Genomic DNA, 24,851 nt, shown 5'->3' with positions numbered 1-24,851 from the left:
ATGACGGCCCTGGGCAAGCTCTTCCTGTTCGCGGTGCTGGGCTTCCTCTACCTGCCGGTGGCGGTGCTGGTGGCGATGGCCTTCAACGCCTCGCCGCTCTATGCCCTGCCCTTCGAGTTCACCACGCACTGGTTTCAGGAGCTGTCCGGCAACGACAAGCTTCTCGCCGCCACCCGCAATTCGGTGCTCATTGCCATCCTGACGACGGTGCTCGCCACCATCATCGGCTCGCTCGCGGCGATCGCGCTGTCGCGCCGGCGCTTCCGCGGCCGCACGCTGCTGCAACTGCTGCTGCTGCCGCCGATCGCCATTCCCTGGCTGATCATCGGCACGGCGATGCTCGTCTTCTTCTTCTGGACGGGCATCGGCCGCGGCCTGCACGCGATGGTGCTCGGCCACGTCGCGCTTGCCATCCCCTATGTCGTGCTCGTCGTCGGCGCCGGCCTCAACAACACCCGCATCGACCTCGAGGAGGCGGCCATGAGCCTCGGCTCGACGCCGCTGCACGCCTTCTTCGCGGTGACGCTGCCGCTTTTGATGCCGAGCCTGATCGCCGCGGCGCTGTTCGCCTTCGCGGTGTCGCTCGACCAGTTCGTCATCTCCTACTTCCTGGCGACGCCGGGCGTCTCGACGCTGCCGGTGGAGATCTACACCTCGATCCGCAAGGGCTTCACCCCGGAGGTGAACGCGGTGTCCTCGCTGCTCCTCGCCGCCTCGATGATCCTCATCATCATCTTCGCGCGGCTCACCAAGGTTGGAGGCGTCAGTGGCCGCCGTTGACGCTCAGACGATCGGCAAGAGCTACGGCGCCACGGCGGTGCTCGACGACGTGTCGCTCACCTTCGAGGACGGCCGCTTCACCAGCCTGCTCGGCCCCTCCGGCTCCGGCAAGACGACGCTTCTGCGGATCGTCGCCGGCTTCGTCACCGCCGACCGCGGCCGCATCCTGATCGGCGGCGAGGACGTGACGCACGTGCCGGTGTGGAAGCGCGCCATCGGCATGGTGTTCCAGTCCTACGCGCTGTTCCCGCACATGAGCGTCGACGACAACGTCGCCTTCGGCCTCGCCCGCCGCGGCGTGCGCGGCGCGGAGGCGAGCCGGCGCGTCGGCGAGGCGCTGGAGATGGTGCGGCTTTCGGGCTTCGGCGCCCGGCGGCCGAAGGAGCTCTCTGGCGGCCAGCAGCAGCGTGTTGCGCTGGCGCGTGCGATCGTCACGCGTCCGCGGGTGCTGCTGCTCGACGAGCCGCTGTCGGCCCTCGACCGGCGGCTCCGCCAGGAGATGCAGGTGGAGCTCAAGCGCATCCAGCGCGAGGTCGGCATCACCACGATCTTCGTCACCCACGACCAGGAGGAGGCGCTCGCGCTCTCCGACCACGTCGCCATCCTCGATCGCGGCCGGATCGTCCAGGCGGGGTCGCCCGGCGAGGTCTACGAGCGGCCGGCAACGCGCTTCGCGGCGAGTTTCCTCGGCGACGCGAACTTCCTCGAGGGCGTGGTGGCGGACGGCGGCGTCATCGTCGGCGGCGTGCTGGTGCGCACCGACGATGCCCTGCCGGCGTCGGGCGCCAAGGCGCTGCTCGCCGTACGGCCGGAGAAGATCGCTCTGGTGCCGGCGTGGGGCGCGGCTCCGGCCGGCGCCAACGCCGTGCCGGCGACGGTGCGGCAGGTGGTCTACGCCGGCGCCGCCTCGACCTATCTCCTCGACGGGCCCGGCGGGGTGGCGCTGACGGTTTTCGCCCAGAACCGCACCGGCGGGCCGGTGGCGGAAGCGGGCGCCGCGGTGACGCTCGCCTTCCCGCCGAAGCAGACGATCCTGATCAAGGACTGAGGCATGCTCCCCTTCGGCCCCCTCGGACCCGGCACCGTGCACGTCGCGGTCGACCTGCAGCGCATCTTCGCCGAGGACACCGCCTGGCAGTGCACGGCGATCCCGGCGATCCTGCCGAATGTGCTCAAGCTCGCCCACGCCAAGCCTGGCCGGACGGTGTGGACGCGCTTCGTCGTGCCCCACCACGCCGACGACGCGCCGGGCATGTGGCGCGACTACTACCGGCACTGGGATCAGTTCACAGGCCGCAACATGGAGGCCGGCCTCGTCGACCTCGTGCCCGACCTGGTGCCGCATGCCGACCCGGAGCTCGTCATCGACAAGCTTACCTATTCGGCCTTCGAGGTGCCGGCCTTCGCCGAACTGCTCGACCGGCTCGGCGCCGACACGCTGGTCTTCACTGGCGTCGAGACCGACGTCTGCGTGCTCGGCACGCTGCTGCCGGCGATCGACCGCGGCTACCGCGTCATCGCGGTGTCGGATGCGCTCGCGTCGTCGTCGGAAGCGGGCCACCGGGCGACGCTCGACGCCGTGCTGCCGCGCTTCGACCGGCAGGTCGAGATCGCCACCACCGACGACGTCCTGAAGGCCTGGCAGGGCTGACCCGCCCGCCGTTCTTCCCGTGTAAGTCTCGCCCGTGAAAGTCTGGGGACCATGAGCGCCGATTCCGACCTGCCGCCGCGCGGCGCCTTCGCACCAACCGCCGTGCCGGGCACGACGACGATCCCGCTCGCCCGCGCCTGGAACACCTGGGGCCGGCGGCCGGCGGAGATGATGTTCCTGCCGATCGGGGTGCGGCTGACGCCGGTCGCCTATGCGGCGAGCACCCGCCAGGCGACAGATTTCCCGCCCGGCGGCGGCGCCCGCTATGGCCGCCACGCCGTCGACGGCTCGCTGGTCGAGATCGGCCTCGACCACGCCGGCACCCACGTCGACCTCACCTGGACGAAGCCCGACCCCTATGCCGTCGTCGGCTCCTGGACGGCGCCGACGCTCGGCGAGTGGGGCCTCCGCTTCTGGTTCTGCCTGTGCGTTTCCGCCGACGGCGGCGAGATCGTCCGGCATGACGCGGCGAGCGGCGCCACCGTGGTGCGCGTCGGCCACCGCTTCGTCGCCGTCGTCTCCGCCGACGCGCCCTCGCTCGTCAGCGGCCACGCGACGATCGCCGACCTGAAGAGCGAGTACGAGCGGCACGGCTACTGGCACCTCTCCGCCCGGTCCGACGCAGCACCGGTGCTGGCGTTGCGCTTCAACTTCGAGATGATGCGCACCTCCCGCATCGCCGCCGCCGTCGCCGACCGTGAGGACCTCGCGGTCGCGCGGGCCAAGGCGGCGCTCGCCAGCGAGGCGGCGCCGGTGGCGCCGGCGCAGGAGGGGGCGAACGCCGGCTCGCTCGACGCGGTGCGCGACGTCATCGCCTGGAACACCGTCTGGGACGGCATCAACGCCCGCCCCTACACGGCGATCAGCCGCAACTGGGACGTGGCCAAGTTCGGCGGCTTCGGCGTCTGGCTCGACGACCAGCTCTATGCCGCGATGGCCGCCGCCATGCTCGACCCCGAGCTCGCGCGGGAAAACCTCGCGGTCTCGCTGTCGAATGCCACGCCGGAGGGCAACCTCGCCTGCCTGATCACCGCGATGGACGGCTGGGTCGACCGCACGCAGATCCCCGTCGCCTCCTTCGTCGCCTGGTCGATCTTCGCCCGCACCGGCAGCCGCTCGATGCTGTCGCTCACCTATGACGCCTTGGCGCGGAACCAGCGCTGGTGGTGGCGGGTGCGCGACCCGGGCGGCCGCAGCCTCGTCTCCTACGGTACCTCGGACGTCGGCGAGGGCCTCTACAAGGGCACCCACTTCGGGGCGCGCAACGAGTCCAGCATGGACAACGCGCCGATCCACGACGAGACGAGCTACGACCCGGCGACGCGCACGCTCGACTGCCTGGACGTCGGCCTCAACAGCCTCGTGGCGCTGGACGCCGAGATGCTGGCGCTGATCGCGGCCGAGCTCGGCGACGCCGAGGGGGCGGCGGAGTTCGCCGCCCGCGCCGAAACGACGCGCCGGCTGATCCGCGAGGAGCTTTGGGACGAGAGCCGCGGCATCTTCGCCAACCGCCTGTGGGACGGGCGCTTCGTCCGGAGCGTCGGACCGACGAGCTTTTATCCGCTTGTCGCCGGCGCGGCCTCGCCGGAGCAGGTGGAAAAGCTCCTCGTCCACCTCGACGACCCCGACCTGTTCGGGGGTCGCTTCGGCCTGCCGGGGGTCGCGCGGAACGATCCGGCCTTCCCCGACAACACCTACTGGCGCGGCCGCATCTGGCCGCCGCTCAACTTCCTCACCTGGCACGGGCTGAAGCGCGTCGGCCGCCACGCGGAGGCGTCCAAGCTCGCGAGCAAGAGCCTCGCCCTGTTCGCCCAGTCGTGGGACGAGCTGCGGCTCTGCCCGGAAAACTTCAACGCCGACAGCGGCGAGGCCCTCGACCAGCCCGACACCGAGGGCTTCTACGGCTGGGGCGTGCTGATGCCGGCGATGGGCGTCGGCGAGATCTGCGACGTGACGCCGTGGGAGGGGTTCGCGCTCGTCCACGACGGCCGGCCGGTGCGGCTCGGGCCACTGGAGACGCCGGCCGGGCGGCTGACGATCGAGAGCGACGGGGCGGTGCTGTCGCTGCAGCGCGGCGGCGCGACGGTGCTCGCGACCGACGTGCGCGGCCGCCTCACCCACCTGCGCCTCGACGCCGGCGGGCTGTCGGTGACGCTGCCGGCAGGCTCCGAGGGCGGCATCCTCCGCTTGCCGGGCGTCCCCGCTACCGCCATCGTGGCGGCGACGATCGGCGGCGAGCCGGCGACGTGGCGGGCGGACGGTGATGGCATCGTCGTCGACGTGCCGGGCGGGCGGTCCGCACCGGTCCGGCTCGTGGTCGCCGTCGACCGGGAGGGGGCACGATGACCGACGCGACTGGCACGCTCGACCTCGTCGTCGTCGGCTCGATCAACGTCGACCTCGTCGTCCACGCCGACGCGCTGCCGCGGCCGGGCGAGACCGTCTCGGGCTCGCGCTTCGAGCGCTTCTTCGGCGGCAAGGGGGCGAACCAGGCGGTCGCCGCCGCCCGTGCCGGCGCCAAGGTGGGCTTTGCCGGCGCCGTCGGCGATGATGCCTTCGGCACCGAGGCGCGCGCCGATCTCGCGGCCGAGGGCATCGACGTCGCGGCGGTGCGCACGCTGCCGGGCGTCGCCACCGGCATCGCGGCGATCGTCGTCGACGCCAAGGGCGAGAACCAGATCGCGCTCGCCGCCGGCGCCAACGCGCTGGTCGACGAGGCATCGGCCGAGGCGGCCCTGAAACGGCTGAAGCCGGGCGGCTTCGTCGCGCTGAGCTTCGAGGTGCCCGACGCGCCGCTCGCGGCCGCCGCGCGGCTCGCCGCCAGGGCGGGCGCCCGCGTCGTCGCCTCCCCGGCCCCGGTGCGGAAGCTCGCCGACGACATCCTCGCGGCCCATCCGCTGCTCGTGCTGAACGGCGACGAGGCGGCGACGCTGGTCGACCTGCACCTCCTCGAGATGTCCAGCGCCGCCGACAGCCACGGCCGCGCCACCGGCGCGGCGCTGGCGCTCTCCGCCCTCTGCGGGGCGCCCGTGGTGATCACCATCGGCGCGGACGGGGCGATCGTCACCGACGGCACCACCGTCACCCACGTGCCCGGCCGCCGCGTCACCGTCGTCGACACCACCGGCGCCGGCGACACACTGGCCGGCGTTCTCGCCGCTGGACTGGCGCAGGGGTTGCCGCTCGACGTCGCCGCCGCCCGCGCGGTGGCGGCGGCGGCGCTGTCGGTCGGCGCGGCCGGGGCGCGGACGGGGATGCCGACGGGCGACGCGATCGACCGGGTGTTCGGCGAGGGTTAACCGGGTTAACCGGCCGCCAGCGCCACCGTCAGCCGCGACCGCCAGCGCGACTGGTCTACCGAGCGGACCACTGTCGCGTTCGGCGGGCGGCCGGTGAGGCCGCGGTGGTCCACCACCGTCGCGCCGCGGCTGAACTCGGCGCGGACTTCCACCGCGACATTGAGGAACTCCGCCTTCGTCACCAGCGTCGCGTCCAGCGCCACGGCCATCGCCAGCGGGTCGGGCAGGTCGAAGACGTCGGTGTTGCGCCGGGAGCGGACAAAGCGGCGGAGGCCCGCGGTGGCGTCGATGGCGAGGGCCGCGCGATCGGTGCCGAGCGCCCGCCAGGCCGCAACGTCCGTGTCGTCGAAGGGGGCGTCGCGGCGGGAGGCGTCGCAGCCGACCATGGTGATCGGCAGGCCGCTGGTGAACACGGCCCGCGCCGCTTCCGGGTCGACCCAGATGTTGTACTCGGCCACCGGCGTGACGTTGCCGACGCCGTCGCCGGTGCCGCCCATGACGACGCAGCGGGCGATCTTGTCGACGAGGTCGGGGTCGCGGGCGAGCGCCAGCGCGAGGTTCGTCAGCGGGCCGAGCATGACGAGCGTCAGCGCGCCGGCGTGTCGGTCGGCCATCTCGAGGATGACGTCGATCGCGTCGCCCGCCGCCGGCGCGCGGCCGCCGATCGGCAGGCCGGCATCGCCCATGCCGTCGGCGCCGTGCACCATCTCGGCCGTGGCGAGCGGGCCCGCCAGCGGCCGCGCGGCGCCGACGTAGATGGGCACGGCGGCGCCGCAGACCTCGGCGACGTAGAGGGCGTTCTGCACAGCCTGCTCGACCCGGCAATTGCCGGCGACCGCGGTGATGGCGACGATCTCCGCCGACGGCTCGGCGAAGGCGAGCAATAGCGCGATGGCGTCGTCGGCGGCGGTGTCGGTATCGATCAGGAGGGGGGTCATGTGGCGGGCTGGACTGTCGCGAGGGAGCCGCCGACGGACGAACGAGCGCCCACCCTCCCCTTGAGGGGGAGGGTCGACGCGCGAAGCGCGGCGGGGTGGGGTGACCGCGGGCGGGAGCCCGCGCACGAACCGCTTCGTCGCTGGTGCTGCGCGCTTTTTCCGCCGCCTGCCGGCGGCGCCACCCCACCCCGTCGGCCTTCGGCCGCCGACCCTCCCCCTCGAGGGGAGGGTGCTTCGCAGGGTGCGGCGCGGGGCATCTTCATCAGGACCTCACCCATCCTTCCGCCCCCTCCCCCACCGCGCATCCAGCCGCGCCAGCAGTTCGCCGACGACGCCGCGGGGCAGGAGTACCACGCAGGCGACGAACAGCAGGCCGAGGGCGAGGAGCCATGACGCACCCAGCGCCTCCGACAGGCGCGCTTCGGCGCTCTTCACCAGGATCGCGCCGAGGAAGGCGGCGATGAGGGCGCCACGGCCGCCGACGGCGACCCAGATCAGGGCCTCGGTCGACAGCGCGAAGCCGATCAGCGGCGGCGAGACGAAGGCGAACTGCGCCGAGAACAGCGCTCCGGCGAAGCCGGCGACGGCCGCCGACAGCGTGAAGGCGGAGAGCTTCGTGCCCGCCGTGTCGTAGCCGAAGGCGGCCGTGCGCTCCTCGCTGCCGGCGATCGCCCGCAGCACGCTGCCGAACGGCGAGCGAACGACGGCCTCCAGCACCAGCCAGACGAGGGCGGCGGCGGCGAGCATTGCCGCATAGAGCGGCACCGGCTCCCACAGCTCATAGGACCAGCCGGCGAGGCCGAGATCGAGCGGTGGGACGTTCATCAGACCGTTGAGGCCACCGACGAAGCCCCAGTTGATGAACAGCCGCTCGACGACCACGGCGATCGCCAAGGTCGCGATGCCGAAATAGGCGCCGCGCAGGCCGCGGCCGTAGAACAGGAAGCGGCCGACCACGTTTGCCGCCACCGCCGGCACGGCCATCGCGGCGGCGAGACCCGCCCAGGTGGCGGTGACGGCTGACAGCCCCGGCACCATGCCGAGCGTCACGAGGCTCATGGCGTAGGCGCCGAGGCCGAAGAACACCGCCTGGCCGAAGCAGAGCAGCCCCGCCTGCCCCCAGATCAGCGCGAGGCTCATGGCGAGGATGCCGTAGGCGAGGAACTGCGAGAGCTCGCCGAGGCGCCAGTCGTCGAGCGTGAGCGGCGCGAGCGCCAGCAAGGCGAACACCAGCGGCCCGGCGAGCGTGGAAGGCTTCACGCTCATCGCCGCTCGCGCCCGCCGACGATGCCGCGCGGGAACAGCCGGATGACGATGATCGCGAGCGTAAAGACGACGATCTGAGCCACCACCGGCGACCACAGGCGGGCGATCACCGTGTCGGTGCCGCCGACGAGCACGCTGCCGGCGAGCACGCCGGCGAGGTGGCCGGTGCCGCCGACGAGGATCGCCAGGAACGCCGGTACCAGGAAGCCGAGGCCCATCTGCGGGTCGACGCTCATCAGGGGCGCCATCACCGCCCCGGCGAGCCCGGCGAGCGCGGCTCCGAAAGCAAACGTCAGGCGGTCGAGGCGGCGGGTATCGATGCCGAGGCAGGAGGCCATGCGGCGGTTGGCGATGACGGCGCGTGCCGTCAGCCCGAAGCGGGTGCGGAAGAACAGCAGGAACGTGCCGGCGATCACCGCCACCGAGACCGCCATGACGAACAGCCGGTAGGCCGGATAGGGCGCCCCGAAGATCTCGACCGCGAAGTCGAACGGCGGTGAGGCGGTGCGCGACTGCGGCCCGAAGGCGAGCACCACCGCCTGCTTGATGGCGATCGACAGCCCCCAGGTGGCGAGGATGGTGTCGAGGAAGCGGTGGTAGACGTGGCGGACCACCAGTTCCTCGATGGCGAGCCCGACGAGGGCGAGGATGAGCGGCGCGAGCACGATGCCGAGCCAGAACGAGCCGCCGAGCATCTCGGTGATCGACAGCGTGTAGGCGCCGAGCAGGAACAGCTCGCCGTGCGCCATGTTGATGACGTTCATCAGCCCGAAGACGACGACGAGCCCCATCGCGACCAGCGCGATGACGAGCACGTAGTTGAGGCCGTCGAGGGCGGCGAACAGCACCGGCGGGGTCCTACAAGGCGAGGTGGCGGGTGACGAGATCGGGCGCGGCGCGCACCGCCGCGATCGGATGGTCGGCGGTGATGCGGCCGTTCTCGATCATCGCGCAGCGGGCCGCCATGCGCATCACCATGTCGAGGTTCTGCTCGGCGATCAGGATGGCGAGACCGGTCTCGGCCGCATGGGCGGCGAGCCGCTCGGCGATCTCAGCGACGATCGAGGGCTGGATGCCCTCCGAGGGCTCGTCGAGCAGCAGGAGGCGCGGCCGCGAGACCAGCGCCCGGGCGATGGCGAGCTGCTGCTGTTGGCCGCCGGAGAACGTGCCGGCCTTCTGACTGATGCGCTCCTTCAGGATCGGGAACAGCGCCAGCACCGCGTCAGCGAAGCCCGGCCGCGGACGCTCGTGGCCGAGCACGCCGAGTTCGAGGTTCTCCATCACCGTGAAGTCGGCGAAGAGGTCGCGGCCCTGCGGCACGAAGGCGACGCCGAGGCGGGCGATCGTGAACGGGGCGAGGCCGGCGGTGTCGCGGCCGGCCACCGCGACGCGGCCGGCGGTGCGCGGGACGACGCCCATGACCGCGCGCATCAGCGTCGACTTGCCCATGCCGTTGCGGCCCATCAGCCCGACCACCTCGCCCGCCGTCACCGCGAGGTCGAGCCCGTCCAGCACCCGGCTGCCGCCATAGCCGGCGACGAGACCATCGATGGCGAGCGCTGGCGCGGTCATGGGGTGGGGGTCATGCGGCGAGGGTCATGGAGTGGGTTCATGGCATGGCCGGCGTTGGAGAACGCGGGCGTTGTCGAGCCGCGACCGCGCTCCCCTCCCGTCGCAGATCGCTACCGAGAAGACAGCGCGGCGGCGCGGCCGGTCAAGCGGGTTTCCGTGCCTCGGCTGCGGCGTTGCCGCCAGAGGGCATGCCAACCGCACACGCCGGGAGCCACCCGCCCCTTGAGGGGGCGGGTCGACGCGCCGGAGGCGCGGCGGGGCGGGGTGGCGGCGCCGGGAGGCGCCCGAAAGGACTGCGATATCGGCCAGGGGAGAGTCGCGCGCGGGCTCCCGCCCGCGGTCACCCCACCCCGCCGCGCTGCGCGCGACGACCCTCCCCCTCAAGGGGAGGGTGCGCGTTTGCGTTTTGGAACAATGGGTTGTGGCCGATGAGGCGGCTCATCAAAGCTCCGGAACGAGCCGCGCCCTCCGCCGCCCCCTACGCCGCCGCCAGCGCGTCCCACCGTTCCGTCACCAGGCGGCGCAGTTCCAGCGCCTCGGTCCACCGGTCGGACATTTCCTGCCCGTCCGGCCCGGTCATGGCGTAGTCGCGGGGGCCGAGTTCGTTGAGGAAGATCATCGCGTCGTCGACGCCCGAGCGCTCGCGCCACATCCGCATGCCGTCGGTCCACCACTGGAGGTGGGTGTCGAGCCATTTGCGGTTCTGCGGCCAGCCGATCGGCACCTGGATCTGGTTGCGCGTCGCCACCCGCCCCTGCAGCGAATCCGAGCGGGCGAGGATCGCCTGGATGTGTGCCTCGAGGAACTCCGGGATCGGGTGCGGCATCTCGCGGTCGACGACATAGTGAGAGAGGTCGGCCGAGAGCCGCACCTCGGGGATGCGCTGGGTGAGGAGCAGCGTCGAGAACAGGTCGTTCGTCAGGCAGTTGCGGTGCGTCTCGAGCTCGATCGGCACGCCCTCCTCCGCCGCGACCTTCAGCCAGCCGCGCACCGGTGCCTCCATTTCGTCGACCGACAGCGGCATCACCTGGCCGATGACGAAGACGACGGGGGCGCCGATGTCCTTGGCGAGGTGCAGCGCCGGCCGCAGGTCCTCGACCGACTTCGGGAACGCCGTCAAAAGGCCGCCGAGGCCGGTGCGGGCATAGAGCGGCACCAGCGTCTTCGCCGTATCGAGGTCCAGCGCTCCGAGGTCGATCCCCATGCCGTAATAGCCGGCGTCCCTGACGCGCTCGAAGCGCTCCTCGACCGGCCGCTCGGGCACTCCCGGCCGCCGCTCCTCGGTGGCCCACAGCGACTGGTAGAAGCGGAGGGTCTGCATGGCGGCTCCGGGGGGAGGTGGGGGATGGGGAGTGAGGGGGGACTCTGGTGCAACACCCCTCCGCTGGTCATTCTCGGGCTTGTCCCGAGAACCCATTCAGCGCCGCGAACGCCGAGAGGGATGGGTTCCCGGCACAAGGCCGGGAATGACTACGGAGGGGGTAGCGAAAAAGAGATGACGACGGAGGTGAATGCGGAGGACAAGGTTGGGGCAGCGACGGTCCGGCGGCGGCAAGTCCTCCTGTCGCAACCGTCGTGACCTGCGTCTCCCGTCTCCCTTAGGCCGCCTTCGCCGACGCCCGCGCCTTGGCGGCGTGGTCGGAGATCCACATCTCCTCGTCGGGGAAGTCGGCCTCGGTGCGGCCGCCGGCAAACGCCTTCAGCACCTCCCACTGGAAGGCGAGGTAGCTCATCGTGTGGGGCTCGCGGCCCTTCTCGGTGAACAGCGCCTTGTGCAGCTCCGGCAACTGGTGGAAGGGCACGCCGGGGAAGGCGTGGTGGGCGGTGTGGTACTGCATGTTCCACGCCATCCAGCGCATGACGGCGTTGGTGCGGGTGGAGCGGGTGTTTTCGAGGATGTTCGGCTCATGGGCGAGGCCGAGGTGCTCGATGGTGTTCTGCAACTGGTGGACCACCTTGGTCACCATCATCGGGGCGAGCCAGAGGATCACCGCCGCCCACGTCTGGAAGACGACCGACAGCACCGCGATGGCGATGTAGCCGGCGGCGTGCCAGCGCCCCTCGCGGACCACCTCTGCCTTTCGGCCCTCGGGGATGTAGGGCTCGGTGACGATGCCGAGCGAGAAGCGGACGATGCGGCGGACGCGGTAGTACCAGTAGGTCGGCCCGAGCACGTAGAGCACGTAGGACGTGAACGTGTAGGGCGGGCGGACCAGCTCGCCGTCGCGGTTCCAGTCCTGGGTATAGCGGTGGTGGGCGAAGTGCTGCAGCTGGTCGAAGTCGCGCGGGAAGATGACGATGAAGCCGAACAGCCGGCCGAACCACTCGTTCAGCGCCCGCGTCTTGAACACCGTCCAGTGGCTGAGCTCGTGCTGGCCGGCATAGAGGAAGTTCAAGAGCACGCCGTGGACGATGAAGAGCGGCACCGCCCACCAGGTGCCCCAGGTGAGCCACAGCGCGGTGCCGGTGACGGCAATCGCCCCGAGGTGGCTGCCGACCTGCAGGAAGCCGGCAAGGTCCGACTTGCCGCTGAGCGCCCTGAGCCGTGCCGGCTCGATCATGTCGCGACGCGCAAAAACCTCGTCCATCGGCAGCCTTCCTCCCCACTCACGAACAATGACGATGCGGGAGCGGCCGCGGTCCCGCAATGGCGGCGTGAGAAAGGTCGCTTGAGTGATAGCTCAAGTGACGGGGACGGTGATGTGCCGTCCCTCCCCCTGGCAGGGGAGGGACGCGCCGCCGCCGTTGCGCCAACCGCTGCTTGTTGCTAGCGCTTGGTGGTCGCTTGCGCTGCACGTCTGCCGTCAGGTCGCGCAGGCCACTGCACCGGAGCGCCCACCGCCGATGCCGCGTCTGCCGTATATCGTGTCCGCCGCCCGATGATCCGCCTCGCCGTGCTGCTCGTCGGCGCCGATGCGATGCGACGCAAGTGGAAGCTGCTCGCCGCCATCGGCATCCTCTGGATGGTGCTCGCCGTCGTCGTCGCCGCCGACATGGTCGACGGCGCGAGCCGCACGGCGTCGTGGGTGTTCGGCTACTTCCTCGTCATCGAGGGCGCCGTGGCGCTCCTGATGATGATCGGCGCCGGCGGCACCAACTGGGTGCTGCTCGCCCGCGCCGGCGGGCTCGTCGTGCTCGGCTGTCTCATTCTCGACTTCCCGTTCGAGAACTCCATCGCCAACAGCGTGCTGTTCGGCCTCGCCTTCCTCGCCGACGGGTTCGTGCGGGTGGCGACCGCGTGGGTGATCCGCTACCGGCGCTGGCAGGTGGTGGCGATCGGCGGGTTGCTCGAGATGGCGCTCGCCGTCATCTGCTTCTCGAGCTGGCCGATCCCCTATTACAAGACCGTGCCGTTCTGCGTCGCGGTCGCCATGCTGATCACCGGCTGGAACTGCCTGCGGATCGGGTTGCTGCTGCGCCATGTCGGCCGCGACGCCTCGCTGTCGGCGCTGCCGATGTTCACGCTGCGCTCCTGGCGCGGCCATTCCCCGGAGGCGCCGACGCCGGTGGCGCGCGCGGCGCGCATTCCGCTGATCGTGCACGTCTGGACGCCGGTCGGTTCGGCCGAGGACGCCGAGCGGCGCCTGCTGGTCGACCGCTACATCGCCGCTGTCGACGGCAAGGGCGTGATCTCGACCGGCCATGCCTCGCTGGAGCTGCAGCCCGACATCTATGTCAGCCACTATCCGGGGGTGGAGATCGACCATTCGCCGGACGATTTCGGCGCGCTCCTGAAGGCTTCTGCCGACAACGACGTGAAGGGGCGGTTCCAGCCGTCCTATGAATACGAGGTCTCGCAGTGGTGCGAGGCGGACGCCAACGTCAAGTTCCGCCGCTACGACGCCGCCAAGCTCGCCGCCTGGTGGGAGGTCTACCGCCGCGACGACACCTACAACCTCACCGACCGCAACTGCTCGATCGCGGTGGCGCTGGCGCTCGACGCAGCACTGGAGGGGGCGCTCTATTCGCGCTTCGTCTGGAGCCGCTTCTTCCTGCTGCTGCTCAACCCGGATCTTTGGTTTGCGGCGACGCTGCGCTTCCGGGCCGAATCGATGACGTGGACGCCGGGGCTGGTGCTCGATTATGCGCGCGCCATCCGCCGCGTCGTCGAGCCGCTCGACCGCGGCTATATCGGCCGCCTGCGGGACACCATCCGCCGCTGGCACGAGGCGCGCGAGCTCGCGAAGCTGCGCCGCGAGATCGAGGCCGCCAGCAAGGACGGCCTCGTCTGATCATGGCAACCAACGAAGCATGACGCCAACCGACAGGAACACGCAGCGATGACGGCCGACCTCGTCCTGGCGCCGCGGGTGCGCTTCGTCTCCATGGCGGCGGTGATTTCCGTCGCGATGATCTTCGGCCTCACCTATTCGCTGTCGGCGGCGCTGATCGCGCTCGACCTCGCCGAGCGCGGCTTCGGCGAGACGATGATCGGCCTCAACGCCGCCATGCACGCGCTCGGCACGCTGCTGGTGGCGCCGATCCTGCCGCGGCTCGTCGGCAAGATCGGGCCGCGCCGGATCGTGATGATCGCGCTCGCGGTCGCCGCTCTGACGCTGGCGCTGTTCCCGGCCTCACCGCTGCTCTGGCTGTGGTTCCCGCTGCGCTTCGTGCTGGGGGCGGCGAGCGAGGTGCTGTTCGTGCTGTCGGAGACGTGGACGAACTCGCTCGCCCAGGAGAAGACCCGCGCCCGCTCGATGGCCGCCTACATGATCGCGATGTCGCTCGGTATGGCGCTCGGGCCGCTGATCCTGTCGATCGTCGGCTCGCAGGGGGCGCTCCCCTACCTGATCGGCACGGTGCTCTGCATCGGCGCGCTGGTACTCGTCGCCGTGCCGATGGTGAAGGCGCCGCACTTCGAGGAGCCGGAGATCTCCAACCCGCTGCACTATGTGCGGCTGGCGCCGCTCGCCATCGCCACGACCATCCTGATCGCGGCGCTGGAATCCTCCGGGCTGTCGTTCCTCGCCCTCTATGCGATGGGCCAGGGCTGGGACGAGTCCGGCGCGGCGAGCCTGATTTCGACGATGATGTTCGGCGCCATCGTCTGCCAGGTGCCTGTCGGCTATCTCGGCGACGTCATGGACCGGAGGAAGCTCGTGGTGCTGCTGGCGATCATCGCCACCATCGGCGCAGCGGCGTGGCCTTTCGTGCTGCACGACCCGCTGATCGCCTACCCGCTGCTGTTCCTGTGGGGCGGCGCCTTTGTCGGCATCTACACGATCATGCTGACGGTGGTCGGCAGCCGCTTCCACGGCAGCGACCTCGTCGGCGTCTATGCGGTGATGGGGCTTTCGTGGGGCGGCGGGCTGCTCATCGGCCCGGCGCTCGCCGGCTTCGCGATGGATCGCCTCGAGCACGGCCTGCCGATCTTCGCGGCCGCCGCCTGCCTCGCCTACGCCCTCTATGCGATGCGGACACGCTCGCAGACGTGAGGCGGCCGATGGGCCGGCGTCCTCAGCGCGGCAGCGCCGCCGGCAGGTACTGATCGACGAACGCCCCGGTCGGCGGGATCGGCGTGATGACGTCGATCAGCACGCCGTTCGGGTCGGCGGTGATGAAGTGGCGCTGGCCGAAGGCTTCGTCGCGGAGCGCCAGCAGCACCGGCAGGCCGGCCGCCTCGACGCGGGCGAATTCGGCGTCGACGTCCGCCACCTCGAAGTTGAGGATGACGCCGGAGGCGCGGCCGCGGCCGGCGGCCGGGATCGTCTCGTGCGAACCGTCGAGGATGGCGAGGTTGACCGAGGCGTCCTCAAGCGACTGCAGATGGACGTACCAGTCGCTCGTGAACAGCGCCGTGAAGTGGAAATGGTCGACATAGAAGGCGGCCGACGCGGCCACGTCGTCCACCATCAGCACCGGGTAGTAGCTCGTCGCGCGCATCGCTTTCCTCCTTCGCGCCATTCGCATACAGTTTGCATGCTTTTGTCATTAACAAACAGGCAGACTGTATGCAAGTGCCGAGCGAGCGTCGCAGCAATCCAGAGCGCACGGCCGAGATGCGCCGGCGGCTGCTCGCGGCGGCCCGGTCGCTGTTCGTCGAGCGGGGCTACGCCGACACCGGGACGCCGGAGATCGTCACGGCCGCCGGCGTGACGCGGGGCGCGCTCTACCATCACTTCGCGGACAAGCAGGCGCTGTTCCAAGCCGTGGTGGAGGCCGAGGCCGCGGCGGTGGCGGCGGCGATCGAGGCCGCCGCCGCGGGGGACGGCGACGAGGGCCACGACGGCGACGGCCCTGCAGCGCCCAGCGCGGCGATCCGGCGCCTCGTCGCCGGGGCCCGGGCCTATCTCGCGGCGATGTCGGTGTCGGGCCGGACGCGGCTGCTGCTGGTGGAGGCCCCGGCGGTGCTGGGGGCGGCGGCGGTTCGCGAGATCGACGGCGGCCACGCCGAGCGTACCCTGCGCGAGGGGCTAGCGGAGGCGATGGCGGCTGGAGACCTTCCTCTACTGCCACTGCCGGCGCTGACCTCGCTGCTGTCGGCGCTGTTCGACCGGGCCGCCCTCGATGCCTCGGCGGACGGGGGTGGGGACGGGGGTGGTGAGGCGGCGATCACGGTGATCGAGGCCCTGCTTGCCGGGCTCGCGCGAACAGCGCCGCGAGAGGGCACGGGCAACGCCTGACCGGGCCCCGCGCTGGTGCAGCTCGACCGCCGGCCGGCGCCCGGTGCCGTCACACCGCCTGGCCGAACTCCTCCTTCGACCAGTGGCGGGTGGTGGTCTTGTAGGCGACCTTGCAGTTCGGCGAGCAGAAGCGGCGGAGTTCGAAGCGCTCCAGCACGACCACGTCCCGTCCGAGAGCGTCCCGGCTCGTCTCCGAGGCGGCGAGGTCGACGGCCATCGTCCGCGTCAGCAGACCCGGCCCGGTCGATAGCCAGATCGTGTCAGCGTCGCCGCGCAGCATCGCGGTGACGGCGAGCTCCAGCGCCGCACCGATCAGCGGGTGGCCGGGCACCGCGGCGATGAAGTTGTTGCCGATCGACCCCCGCCCCTCCTGCGCCACCACCAGGGTGCGGCCGGCCAGATGCGGCTCGAGCGGCGCCGTACAGCGGTCGTCCGCATCGGCGTAGACCCCGCCCTCGTGGAAGAGCAGGGCCAGGCGCAACAGGTCCGCCTTCTGCGCCGGCTTGCGGGCGGCGCGGTAGGCGCGGCGGATGCGCGGGTCCGGCAGGCTCTCGAGGAAGGCCCGGGCCGTGCGGTCGGTGTGGCGGACGTGGTCCCAGCCGGGATTCTCCGCCCGCCAGCTCGCCATCAGCTCGACCACGTCGTCGGCGAGCGCGTCGGTGTCCCAGAACTGCAGGATGCGGCGCGGCATCGCGGGGACGTCCTGCCGCGGCGCGCGCACGCGGAGCAGCCCCTTGCGACGGAGGAAGACGAGGAAGGCAATGGCGCCGGGGGTGTAGTCGGGCTCCTCGGTGACGAGGGTCAGGAACGCGTCCAGCCGGTCGGCCGCGATCGCGGCGGATCCGAGCTGCATGGCCGCCCGGTTGCTCCAGCACTCGCTCATCAGCTGGCCGACGAGGCTCTGCGACGGGTTCAGCGAGCGACCGCGCGCCAGCTGGCCCTCGCGCGACAACTGCTTCGCCTCGGACAGGTGGCGGCGGGCCTCGAGCGGGCGCAGCAGCCCGACGAGCACGCGGGCGGCAGCGGAGTGGGCCGGGGCGTTGGCCGGGTCGAGGGCGATCGCCTGGTTGAAGGCATCGAGGGCCTCCGGCAGCTGCCAGCGGGCCTCGGCGAGACGGCCAGCCGCCATGGTGGCGGCGAGCCGTTCACGCGCCGTCTGAACCGGCATCGCCGCAACGGCGGCGGCGACCGCATCGAAGCGGCCGTGGTCGAGGTCGAAGGTGGCCTGTCGGCTCCGCAGGCTGGCGTCGGCAGGCATGCGGTCACGAAGGGCGTCGAGACTCTGCCCGGCCTCGTTGTCGAGGCCGATCTGGCGCAGGAGGTCGAACTCGGCGACCTCGATCGGCGAGGTGTCGTCCGCTACCGCCCTGGCCTGTCGCAGGATTTGCCGTGCCCGGGCGGCCGAGGCCGTTCGCCTGGCGATGCCCGCGAGCGCGATCCAGGCGGCGACCCGGCCCGGCGCCGCGGCGATGGCGCGCTCGTAGGCGGCGCAGGCGGCGTCGATGTCGCCAGCCTCCTCGTGGGCGGCGGCCAGACGCTCCAGCACGTCCGGGCCAGGGTCCGCGGCGGCGGCTCGGGACAACAGGGCGAGGGCGTCGCGCTTGCGACCCGCGCGCGACAGGGCGTCGGACACGCCCACGGCGGCTGCGCCGGAAGGGTCGAGCGCCAGGGCCCGCGTCAGATATTCCGTCACGATCTCCGGCCGGCCGTCGGCGCGAGCGGCCGCGGCCGCGGCGACCTGCGCCTCGATGTCGTCCGGGAAGTCATCCGCCATCGCGATGGCCGCGGCCGAGGCGGTCGCGTCGCCGGCGTGGCGCAGTGCCGCGACCAGGCGCCGGCGCAGCGCCGCATCGCCCGGATGGTGGGCGACGGCGGCGGCGAAGTGGGCGGCGGCAGCCCGGCCGTCGCCACGGCGGCGGGCGTTTTCGGCAAGCCCCACATGCGCGGAGACGCGGGCGGGGTCGACGGCCAGAATGCGCCGCAGCGCCTCGTCGGCCTCGTCCAGGCGGCCGAGGGCGCGCAGGCCCGCCGCGAGGTCGCGCCAGAGCGGCAGCCGCTCGGGAACGAGGTCCGCCGCCTGCCGCAGCAGCGCCACCGCACCCTCGAGATCACCCGCCGATCGTGCCTGCCCCGCCCGGCGCTCGAGCTCGGCCGCTTCGGGCGGTGGCTGAGCTGTCGGGGGCCGAGCGGCAGGCGCCGAGGCTGTGGGCGCCGGGCCTTCGCGAAGCTCGGCGATCTGCGGTGGCGCGAACGCCGCAGAAGAGGCCGGCGGCATGGCGGCGGTCGCCGGCATGCCCGGAGCCGCATGGTCGCTCCCGTCGCCGGCATGGCTCAACCGCCGGCGGTCCTCGGCGCGTCGGCGCAACGCCGCGTTCTGCTCGAGGCCGCGGAGCGCCGAGGCCCGGTCCGGCTCACGGGCGAGCACCTGCCGGAGAGCCGCGTCGGAGGCGTCGAGGCGCCCGGCCCGCCGGTAGAGCTTCGCGAGCTCGGCGTGGGTGGCGAGCCGGTCGGGCGCCAGCGCGGCGACGCTCCCGAGGATCTGGACGGCGCGATCGAGGTTTCCGGTTGTCGCGGCGATGCGGGCAGCGAGCACCAGGAGCCCGACGGTGTCAGGATGAGCGGCGAGCGCTCGCTCGACGCGCTGGGACGCCTCGTCGAGTTGCCCAGCGTCCAGCAGGGTCTCGACCTCCCGCAAGGCGGCCTTGACGGCTGCGCCGGCGGAGGGCGCTGGGCTCGACGGGGCTGCGGGATGCGCCGGCGTGGCGTCAGCTTCCGAACCGGGAGACGCCACGTGCGCTTCACCTTTCCCCACGCCTCGCTTCCGAAGCCCATGCCCCGGACGGTCGGCCGGCAGGATAGCGCAGGCCCATGACTTTTCCACCATGACGCGAGCTTCTCGGCATGCGGTGGCAGCCCGGAACGATGCCGGCGAGCCGGGGGCTCAGGCCGCCGCGGACCGGCCGCCCGCCGCGGCCGCGAGTCGCCGGCGCAGCGTCCGCGGCACCTGCCGGGCCGACTTGATGCGCGGCAGCGCCATCTCGGCGATCGTGGGCGTGCCTTCGCCGTAGAGCGCCACGTAGTCGGCATAGTTGTCGAAGCGGCGGCGGGTGACGTTGTTGACGAAGGTCTCGGCCGGGACGCCCTCGGCGAGGATCAGCGCATGGTCCGCGAGCTCGACGTGGAAGTAGGTGAAGCGCTCGGGCAGGTCGAGCATCGGCGCGATGGTCGTACCGTTGACGAGGGCGCCCGCCTGCACCAGCACGCCGTCGACGAGCAGGGCGTGGTCCGGCGAGACGCAGAGATCGCGCAGCGGCAGGCCTTCTCCGAGCGCTCCGGCGGCGATGCGGATCGGCCGGGTGCGCCGCGGGTCGGCGAACAGGGTGGCGAAGGTCTGGCGGCCGACGAAGCGCACCGGCCGCACGCCCCCGTCCGCCGTGAGGACGAGGTCGCCGACGGCAAGGTCCTCGATCGGCCGGTCGCCACCCGGGCAGGCGATGGCCGTGCCGGCGAGGAAACAGACGGTGAAGTCAACGGCCTGGACCTGGATGATGTCGTTTTCAGCCAGCGACCCGTCCGTCGAGAAGAGATAGGTGATTGTAAAGCCACCGAGATTTGTCGAACCGACCCAGCCGTCGCCGAAATAGCCGATGTACTCCGCCTCGATCTCTCCGGCGTCATCGAGATAGGAAATCTGCTCGGATATCTCGAAGGTCTGGCTATCCGGGTCGCTGTCCTCCGCAATCCCGTCGATCACCTGCTTTCCGGCAACCGTATAGTTGGCTCCGGCGCCCGGGACGATGTAATAAAGAAAGCTCGATGCAAACGTGGCCATGAGGCCCCCCAGATCCCGAACCCGCCCGCGCCTGATGACGGGTCCCCTCGCCGGCACCTTCACGCTGCGGGGCGCCGCCGGCAAGCCGGCGCCTGACGCGATCCGAGAGGGGCGCCGCTCCGGACGCCCGGCCGTCAGGCTGCGAGCGAGCCGCTCCCGCCGCTCATCCCCGCCGCGAGCCGCCGGCGCAATGCATGCGGCAGCTGGCGTGCCGACTTGATGCGCGGGATGGCCATCTCGGCGATCATGGGCTTGGTCTCGCCATAGAGAGCCAGGTAATCGGCGTGGTTGTCGAAGCGGCGGCGGGTGACGTTGTCGACGAACGTCTCGGCCGGGACGCCCTCGGCGAGGATCAGGGCGTGGTCCTCGAGTTCGACGTGGAAGTAGGTGAAGCGCTCGGGCAGATCGAGCATCGGTGCGATGGTCGTGCCGTTGACGAGGGCGCCCACCTGCACCAGCACGCCGTCGACGAGCAGCGCGTGGTCGGGCGAGACGCAGAGGTCGCGAACCGGAAGCCCCTCCCCCAGCGCTCCGGCGGCGATGCGGATCGGACGGGTGCGGCGCGGGTCGGCGAACAGGGTGGCGAAGGTCTGGCGGCCGACGAAGCGTACCGGCCGCACGCCTCCATCTGCCGTGAGGACGAGGTCGCCGACGGCGAGGTCCTCGATCGGGCGGTCGCCACCCGGGCAGGCGATGGCCGTGCCGGCGAGGAAGCAGACGGTGAAATTCTCTTCGACGACCGTGATCAAATCACCCGGCTCGAGCGTCCCGTCGTTCGTGATCAGGTAGTAATCATATTCGCCACAGCCGCATTCTTCCCGGCCGACCCATCCGCCCTCGGAAAAGCCGAAATATTCGAGGTCGATCGGACCGAGGCTGTCTTCATACGTGATGATGTCACCGATCGAGAAGGTTTCCTCGTCGCCGCCGACGGAAAGACCCAGGTCGTCGAAGCCGGCAATGACATAAAATCCAGCCACGGGACCGAAATCGCCCGTGCCGTCGTCATAGACGAGAAAATAGATGAACGACGAGCTGTACTCGGCCATGAATCCCCCCGCGCTCACACCTTTGGCGTGAAACACCACTTGCTTGCCGTTTGCAGGGGAAAACGGCGTGAAGCCACAACGGGGCGGCTTCGTCGGAGCGGGACACTAATTTGGCGGGGAGACGTTGTCGAGACGGATTCGGAGTGAATTTCGGCCTATGTCTCAACGCATGCCGGCGAGCAGCTCCGTCACCGTTGCCCGTCTCCGGTGCACGTTCAGGCGCCGCTCCAGCAGCGAAAAGCCCTGCACGATCAGGAAGGTGAGCACGAGGTAGAGGAGGGCGGCCGAGATCAGCGGCTCGAGGGTGCGGAAGGTCTGCGAGCGGATGATCACCGCCTCGCCCATGATGTCCCGGATGGTGATGGTGAAGACGATGGCGCTCGCCTTCAGGAGCAGCACCGATTCGTTGGCGAAGGTCGGCAGGCTCTGGCGGAAGGCGAGCGGCAGGGTGACGAGGAACATCACCTTGGCGCGCGTCATGCCGAGCGCCGTGCCCGCCTCCTTCAGGCCCTTCGGCACCGCCGTGATGGCGCCGCGCAGCACCTCGCCCGAATAGCCGGCGGTGTTGAGGCTGAGGGCGAGGATGGCGCAGACGAGGGCATCGCGCAGCAATGGCCAGAGGAAGCTCTGGCGCACCGCCGGGAACTGCCCGAGGCCGTAGTAGATCATGAACATCTGCACGATCAGCGGCGTACCGCGGATGAACAGGATGTAGGCCGCCGCCGGATAGCGCAGCCACCAGCGCTCCGAGACGCGGGCGAGCGCGACGGGGATCGCCAGCAGATTGCCGAGGATCATGGAGGCGATGACGATGAAGATCGTCATCCACAGGCCGTCGATGAGCCGGCCGAAGATGCGGGCAGCGAACTCGAGATCCATCGTCATGGCTTCGCCTCCCTCAATGGTTCGCCTGGCCGCGCCCGAGGCGCCGCTCGGCGAGATGGAAGGCGACCATCGAGATGGTCGAGATGACGAGGAAGACGAGGGCGACCGTCGTGTAGAAGGTGAAGGGCTGGCGCGTCGACAGCGCCGCCGTCGCGCCGACGCCGAGGAGGTCGCGGATGCCGACCACCGAGATCAGCGCGCTGTCCTTCAGCACCACGAGCCAGAGGTTGCCGAAGGCGGGCACGGCGAGCCTGAGCGCCTGCGGCAGCACGATCAGCAGGAACACCTGGTAGGGGCGCAGCGACAGCGCCTTGCCGGCCTCGCGCTGGCCGGGGTCGATGGCGAGCAGGCTGCCGCGGAAGATCTCGGTCGCATAGGCGCCGGCGATGAAGCCGAGGGCGCCGACCGCAGCCGGGAAGGCGGCGATCTCGACATTGACGCCCGGCATCACCAGCCCGGTCAGGGCGCGGATGCCGGATGTGCCGCCGTAGTAGATGAGGAAGATGACGAGGATCTCGGGGACGCCGCGCACCACCGAGGTGTAGCCGGCGCCGATCGCCCGCACCCAGCGGGGGCCGGATATCTTGCCCCAGGCCCCGAGGAGCCCGAGGCCGATGCCGACGATGTAGGAGGCGAAGGCGATCTGGATGGTGACGAGTGCACCGCCGAGCAGCGCCCATCCCCACGCGCCCTCGCCGAACCCGATGAGCGCCAATGTCTCCGCCACGCGCCGGCCGCCCCCTCGCTACGACAAGTCCCGAATCCGGAAAGGCGCGGCGGGCGGGGACGCCTCAGCGCCCCACCCGCCGCGATCCTCGAGCCGGCCGAGGCGGCCCTCAGCCGCCGTAGATGTCGAAGGAGAAGTACTTGTCGGCGATCGTCTTGTAGGTGCCGTTCGCGCGGATGGCGGCGATCGCGGCGGTGAGTTTGTCGCGCAGCGCGGTGTCGCTCTTGCGCACGGCGAAGCCGACGCCGTCGCCCATCAGCTTGTCGGTGAAGGCCTCGCCCTTCACCTCGAAGTCGGCGCCTTCCGTGGTCTTCAGGAGGCCGTCCTCGAGCGCGATCGAGTCCGCCAGCACGAGGTCGACGCGGCCGGCGATCAGGTCGAGATTGGCGTTCTCCTGGGTGTCGTAGGACTTGATCGTCACGACGTCCTTGAACTTGTTCTCCACGTAGTTGGCATGCACCGTGGAGACCTGCACCGCCACGGTCTTGCCGTTCAGGCCCTCGGCCGTGATGTCGATGTCCTGGTCCTTGCGGCCGACGAACATCGCCGGCGAGTCGTAGTACTTGCCGGTGAAGTCGACGACCTGCTTGCGCTCCTCGGTGATGGACATCGAGGCGACGATGGCGTCGAACTTGTTCTCGAGCAGGGCCGGGATGATGCCCTCCCACGCCTGCAGCACCCACTCGCACTTCACCTTCGCCTCGGCGCAGACCGCCTCGGCGATCTCGATCTCGAAGCCGGAGAGCTTGCCATTGGCGTCGATGTTGATGAAGGGCGGATAGGGCTCCGGCGTCGTGCCGAGGCGGACGACCTCCTGGGCGGCGGCCGGCTGCAGCAGCGCGGGCTGCAGGAGGGCTCCGGCGGCGACGAGCGCCGTGGCGGCGAGGGTTGCGAACAGCTTCATGGCAGGGATGCTCCTCTGGGAATTATCGTTGTGCGGCCGACCCCTGGCCGCAGATGACGAATTGTTCGCCGGTCTTTCGACGCTTGTCGAGCCCGTGCGGAGCGGATTCGGCGGAGAGCGAGCCGTCAGCTCTCGAGCGGCCCGGGTCGCGCGGTGGCGCTCGGGGCGTTGGCGACGATCTTCATGACGTCCTCGCCGGGCCGCAGGATGCGCTGGTCGCGTCGCGACAGCACGAGGCCCGCCTGCGGCGCGAGGATGTCGACGGCGCCGTCGTCCGCCGCCGGATCGAACAGGATGGTGGCCACCCGGTCACCGCTCGCGACGCGGTCGCCGATGTCGCAGTGGTAGAGCACGATGCCGCCGCGCGGGGCGCGGACCATCTCGACATTGTCGAGCGGGGCGACCGGGCCGTCCCACTCCGCCGGCCCCTCCCCCGCGACGACGCCGCGGCCGGCGAGGAAGCGCAACAGCCCCGCCGCATCCGCCTCCGCATAGGTCGGCGACACGTCGGCGCGGCCGCGCAGCTCGACGGTGGCGACGGTGCGGCCGGAGAGGTCGGCGCCGCTGCCGAGCCAGGGGGCGAGCGCCGCCTCCTCGAAGGCGCCGCCGCCATCGTCCTTCCAGAGCAGCGCGACGTCGGAGGGCATCGCGGCGAGAAGGTCGCGGCAGGCCGGCCACAGCGCCTCGTGCAGGTAGACGTAGGGCAGCGATTGCTCGTCGCAGTGCAGGTCGAGGACGAGCTCAGCCGGCAGCATGAGCCGGACGAGCCGCGCCTTCAGGCGCATCGAGGCGGTGACCGGCGCGTCGTCGGGCAAGAGCGTGGACGGGTCCGGCCCCGCGAGAAGCGGGAAGTCGCGGTTGAAGTTCATGCGGTTGGAGAGGTCGTAGCGGCCGGTCGGCTCGCCGGCGAGGCTCTGCGACAGGCCGATCGGGTTCGCAACGGGCACGATGACGATGTCGCCGTAGACGTCGCCGCGGGCCGCGAGTGCCCGCAGCCGGGCGGCGAGCACGTGCAGGGTCGCCACCCCCGGCACCTCGTCGCCATGCAGCGCCGCCTGCAGGTAGGCGGTGGGGGCGCCGTCGGCGCGCGTACCGCGAAGGCGCAGCACCTTGATGCGCCAGTCGGAGCCCGGCAGGTCGCCGCGGATCGTTTCGAAGGTGAGGTCCATGTTTCACGTCAGGTTGTGGCGGTTGCAGAGCGCACGCTAGCAGGGCGCGCGGCCGGCGCAAGCGGCCGGACGACGAGCATGACAGCCGCCCGCCAGCCCCGTACAGTCCGCCCTCGTTTTCGGGCGCGTCCCCAGACGGGCTTCATGCGGAGGGGT

The 24,851-nt window shown here is 71.2% G+C and carries 22 protein-coding genes; 8 read left to right on the top strand and 14 right to left on the bottom strand.

Going from position 1 to position 24,851, the window contains the following annotated elements:
• Genes RUR49_RS23085 through RUR49_RS23065 form a run of 5 tightly spaced genes read left to right on the top strand, consistent with a single transcriptional unit; the run spans window position 1 to window position 5,730 of the window.
• Window positions 1–780 carry an ABC transporter permease gene (locus tag RUR49_RS23085; protein ID WP_409148802.1) on the top strand — a complete coding sequence of 260 codons (780 nt, stop codon included), beginning with the start codon at window positions 1–3 and terminating at the stop codon, window positions 778–780.
• Window positions 767–1,828: an ABC transporter ATP-binding protein gene (locus RUR49_RS23080; RefSeq protein WP_409148801.1), complete on the top strand. Its 1,062-nt coding sequence runs from the start codon at window positions 767–769 to the stop codon at window positions 1,826–1,828. The genes RUR49_RS23085 and RUR49_RS23080 overlap by 14 nt, the downstream gene beginning before the upstream one ends.
• A gap of 3 nt (window positions 1,829–1,831) precedes the next feature.
• On the top strand, window positions 1,832–2,431 hold the full coding sequence (locus RUR49_RS23075) for a cysteine hydrolase family protein (RefSeq protein ID WP_409148800.1): 600 nt from the start codon (window positions 1,832–1,834) through the stop codon (window positions 2,429–2,431).
• 51 nt (window positions 2,432–2,482) lie between these two features.
• Window positions 2,483–4,777 (top strand): MGH1-like glycoside hydrolase domain-containing protein, encoded by a 2,295-nt coding sequence (locus tag RUR49_RS23070; protein ID WP_409148799.1) that lies wholly within the window; start codon window positions 2,483–2,485, stop codon window positions 4,775–4,777.
• Window positions 4,774–5,730, top strand: coding sequence for a PfkB family carbohydrate kinase (locus tag RUR49_RS23065; RefSeq protein WP_409148798.1), 957 nt, complete (start codon window positions 4,774–4,776; stop codon window positions 5,728–5,730). Before RUR49_RS23070 ends, RUR49_RS23065 begins: the two co-directional genes overlap by 4 nt.
• A 5-nt stretch (window positions 5,731–5,735) precedes the next feature.
• On the opposite strand, the gene RUR49_RS23060 is transcribed toward RUR49_RS23065, so the two are convergent.
• From RUR49_RS23060 to RUR49_RS23035, 6 genes are all read right to left on the bottom strand, one after another.
• The gene (locus RUR49_RS23060; protein ID WP_409148797.1) at window positions 5,736–6,668 is read right to left on the bottom strand and encodes a nucleoside hydrolase; all 933 of its coding nucleotides are present in this window, start codon (window positions 6,666–6,668) and stop codon (window positions 5,736–5,738) included.
• A 270-nt stretch (window positions 6,669–6,938) separates the two neighbouring features.
• The gene (locus RUR49_RS23055; RefSeq protein ID WP_409148796.1) at window positions 6,939–7,934 is read right to left on the bottom strand and encodes a branched-chain amino acid ABC transporter permease; all 996 of its coding nucleotides are present in this window, start codon (window positions 7,932–7,934) and stop codon (window positions 6,939–6,941) included.
• On the bottom strand, window positions 7,931–8,782 hold the full coding sequence (locus tag RUR49_RS23050) for a branched-chain amino acid ABC transporter permease (protein WP_409148795.1): 852 nt from the start codon (window positions 8,780–8,782) through the stop codon (window positions 7,931–7,933). Before RUR49_RS23050 ends, RUR49_RS23055 begins: the two co-directional genes overlap by 4 nt.
• Window positions 8,783–8,792: 10 nt before the next feature.
• Entirely contained in the window at window positions 8,793–9,506 is a 714-nt protein-coding gene (locus RUR49_RS23045; protein WP_409148794.1) for an ABC transporter ATP-binding protein, read from the bottom strand.
• A gap of 478 nt (window positions 9,507–9,984) precedes the next feature.
• Window positions 9,985–10,827, bottom strand: coding sequence for a sugar phosphate isomerase/epimerase family protein (locus tag RUR49_RS23040; protein ID WP_409148793.1), 843 nt, complete (start codon window positions 10,825–10,827; stop codon window positions 9,985–9,987).
• Window positions 10,828–11,104: 277 nt separating this feature from the next.
• Complete coding sequence (locus RUR49_RS23035; RefSeq protein WP_409148792.1) at window positions 11,105–12,094, bottom strand: fatty acid desaturase; 990 nt, start codon at window positions 12,092–12,094, stop codon at window positions 11,105–11,107.
• A 291-nt stretch (window positions 12,095–12,385) separates the two neighbouring features.
• Between RUR49_RS23035 and RUR49_RS23030 the strand changes: the two genes are divergently transcribed.
• Together RUR49_RS23030 and RUR49_RS23025 are read left to right on the top strand one after the other, a co-directional pair.
• Complete coding sequence (locus tag RUR49_RS23030) at window positions 12,386–13,738, top strand: HdeD family acid-resistance protein (protein WP_409148791.1); 1,353 nt, start codon at window positions 12,386–12,388, stop codon at window positions 13,736–13,738.
• A 48-nt stretch (window positions 13,739–13,786) separates the two neighbouring features.
• Window positions 13,787–14,941: an MFS transporter gene (locus RUR49_RS23025; protein WP_409148790.1), complete on the top strand. Its 1,155-nt coding sequence runs from the start codon at window positions 13,787–13,789 to the stop codon at window positions 14,939–14,941.
• Window positions 14,942–14,963: 22 nt separating this feature from the next.
• Here RUR49_RS23025 and RUR49_RS23020 read toward each other — a convergent pair whose 3' ends face one another.
• Complete coding sequence (locus tag RUR49_RS23020) at window positions 14,964–15,389, bottom strand: VOC family protein (protein WP_409148789.1); 426 nt, start codon at window positions 15,387–15,389, stop codon at window positions 14,964–14,966.
• A gap of 68 nt (window positions 15,390–15,457) precedes the next feature.
• On the opposite strand from RUR49_RS23020, the gene RUR49_RS23015 reads away from it, so the two are divergent.
• Window positions 15,458–16,129 (top strand): helix-turn-helix domain-containing protein, encoded by a 672-nt coding sequence (locus RUR49_RS23015; protein WP_409148788.1) that lies wholly within the window; start codon window positions 15,458–15,460, stop codon window positions 16,127–16,129.
• Between the two features lie 49 nt (window positions 16,130–16,178).
• Here RUR49_RS23015 and RUR49_RS23010 read toward each other — a convergent pair whose 3' ends face one another.
• The 7 genes from RUR49_RS23010 to RUR49_RS22980 form a co-directional block, all read right to left on the bottom strand.
• Window positions 16,179–18,920, bottom strand: a complete 2,742-nt coding sequence (locus RUR49_RS23010) for a tetratricopeptide repeat protein (protein WP_409148787.1) — start codon at window positions 18,918–18,920, stop codon at window positions 16,179–16,181.
• A 150-nt stretch (window positions 18,921–19,070) separates the two neighbouring features.
• Entirely contained in the window at window positions 19,071–19,961 is an 891-nt protein-coding gene (locus RUR49_RS23005) for a Hint domain-containing protein (protein WP_409148786.1), read from the bottom strand.
• A 134-nt stretch (window positions 19,962–20,095) separates the two neighbouring features.
• Complete coding sequence (locus RUR49_RS23000; protein WP_409148785.1) at window positions 20,096–21,010, bottom strand: Hint domain-containing protein; 915 nt, start codon at window positions 21,008–21,010, stop codon at window positions 20,096–20,098.
• 162 nt (window positions 21,011–21,172) lie between these two features.
• Window positions 21,173–21,895 carry an ABC transporter permease gene (locus RUR49_RS22995; protein ID WP_409148784.1) on the bottom strand — a complete coding sequence of 241 codons (723 nt, stop codon included), beginning with the start codon at window positions 21,893–21,895 and terminating at the stop codon, window positions 21,173–21,175.
• 13 nt (window positions 21,896–21,908) lie between these two features.
• Entirely contained in the window at window positions 21,909–22,622 is a 714-nt protein-coding gene (locus tag RUR49_RS22990) for an ABC transporter permease (RefSeq protein ID WP_409148783.1), read from the bottom strand.
• A gap of 109 nt (window positions 22,623–22,731) precedes the next feature.
• A complete protein-coding gene (locus RUR49_RS22985; protein ID WP_409148782.1) occupies window positions 22,732–23,526 on the bottom strand; it encodes a transporter substrate-binding domain-containing protein in 795 nt (264 codons plus the stop codon).
• Window positions 23,527–23,651: 125 nt separating this feature from the next.
• Complete coding sequence (locus RUR49_RS22980; protein ID WP_409148781.1) at window positions 23,652–24,695, bottom strand: succinylglutamate desuccinylase/aspartoacylase family protein; 1,044 nt, start codon at window positions 24,693–24,695, stop codon at window positions 23,652–23,654.
• Between the last annotated feature and the right edge of the window lie 156 nt (window positions 24,696–24,851).

Source organism: Pseudoxanthobacter sp. M-2 (genome assembly GCF_046156265.1).
GTDB lineage: Bacteria > Pseudomonadota > Alphaproteobacteria > Rhizobiales > Segnochrobactraceae > CAMDHY01.
Note: the sequence above shows the minus strand (reverse complement) of the source record. Positions and strands in the feature narration are given on the sequence as shown.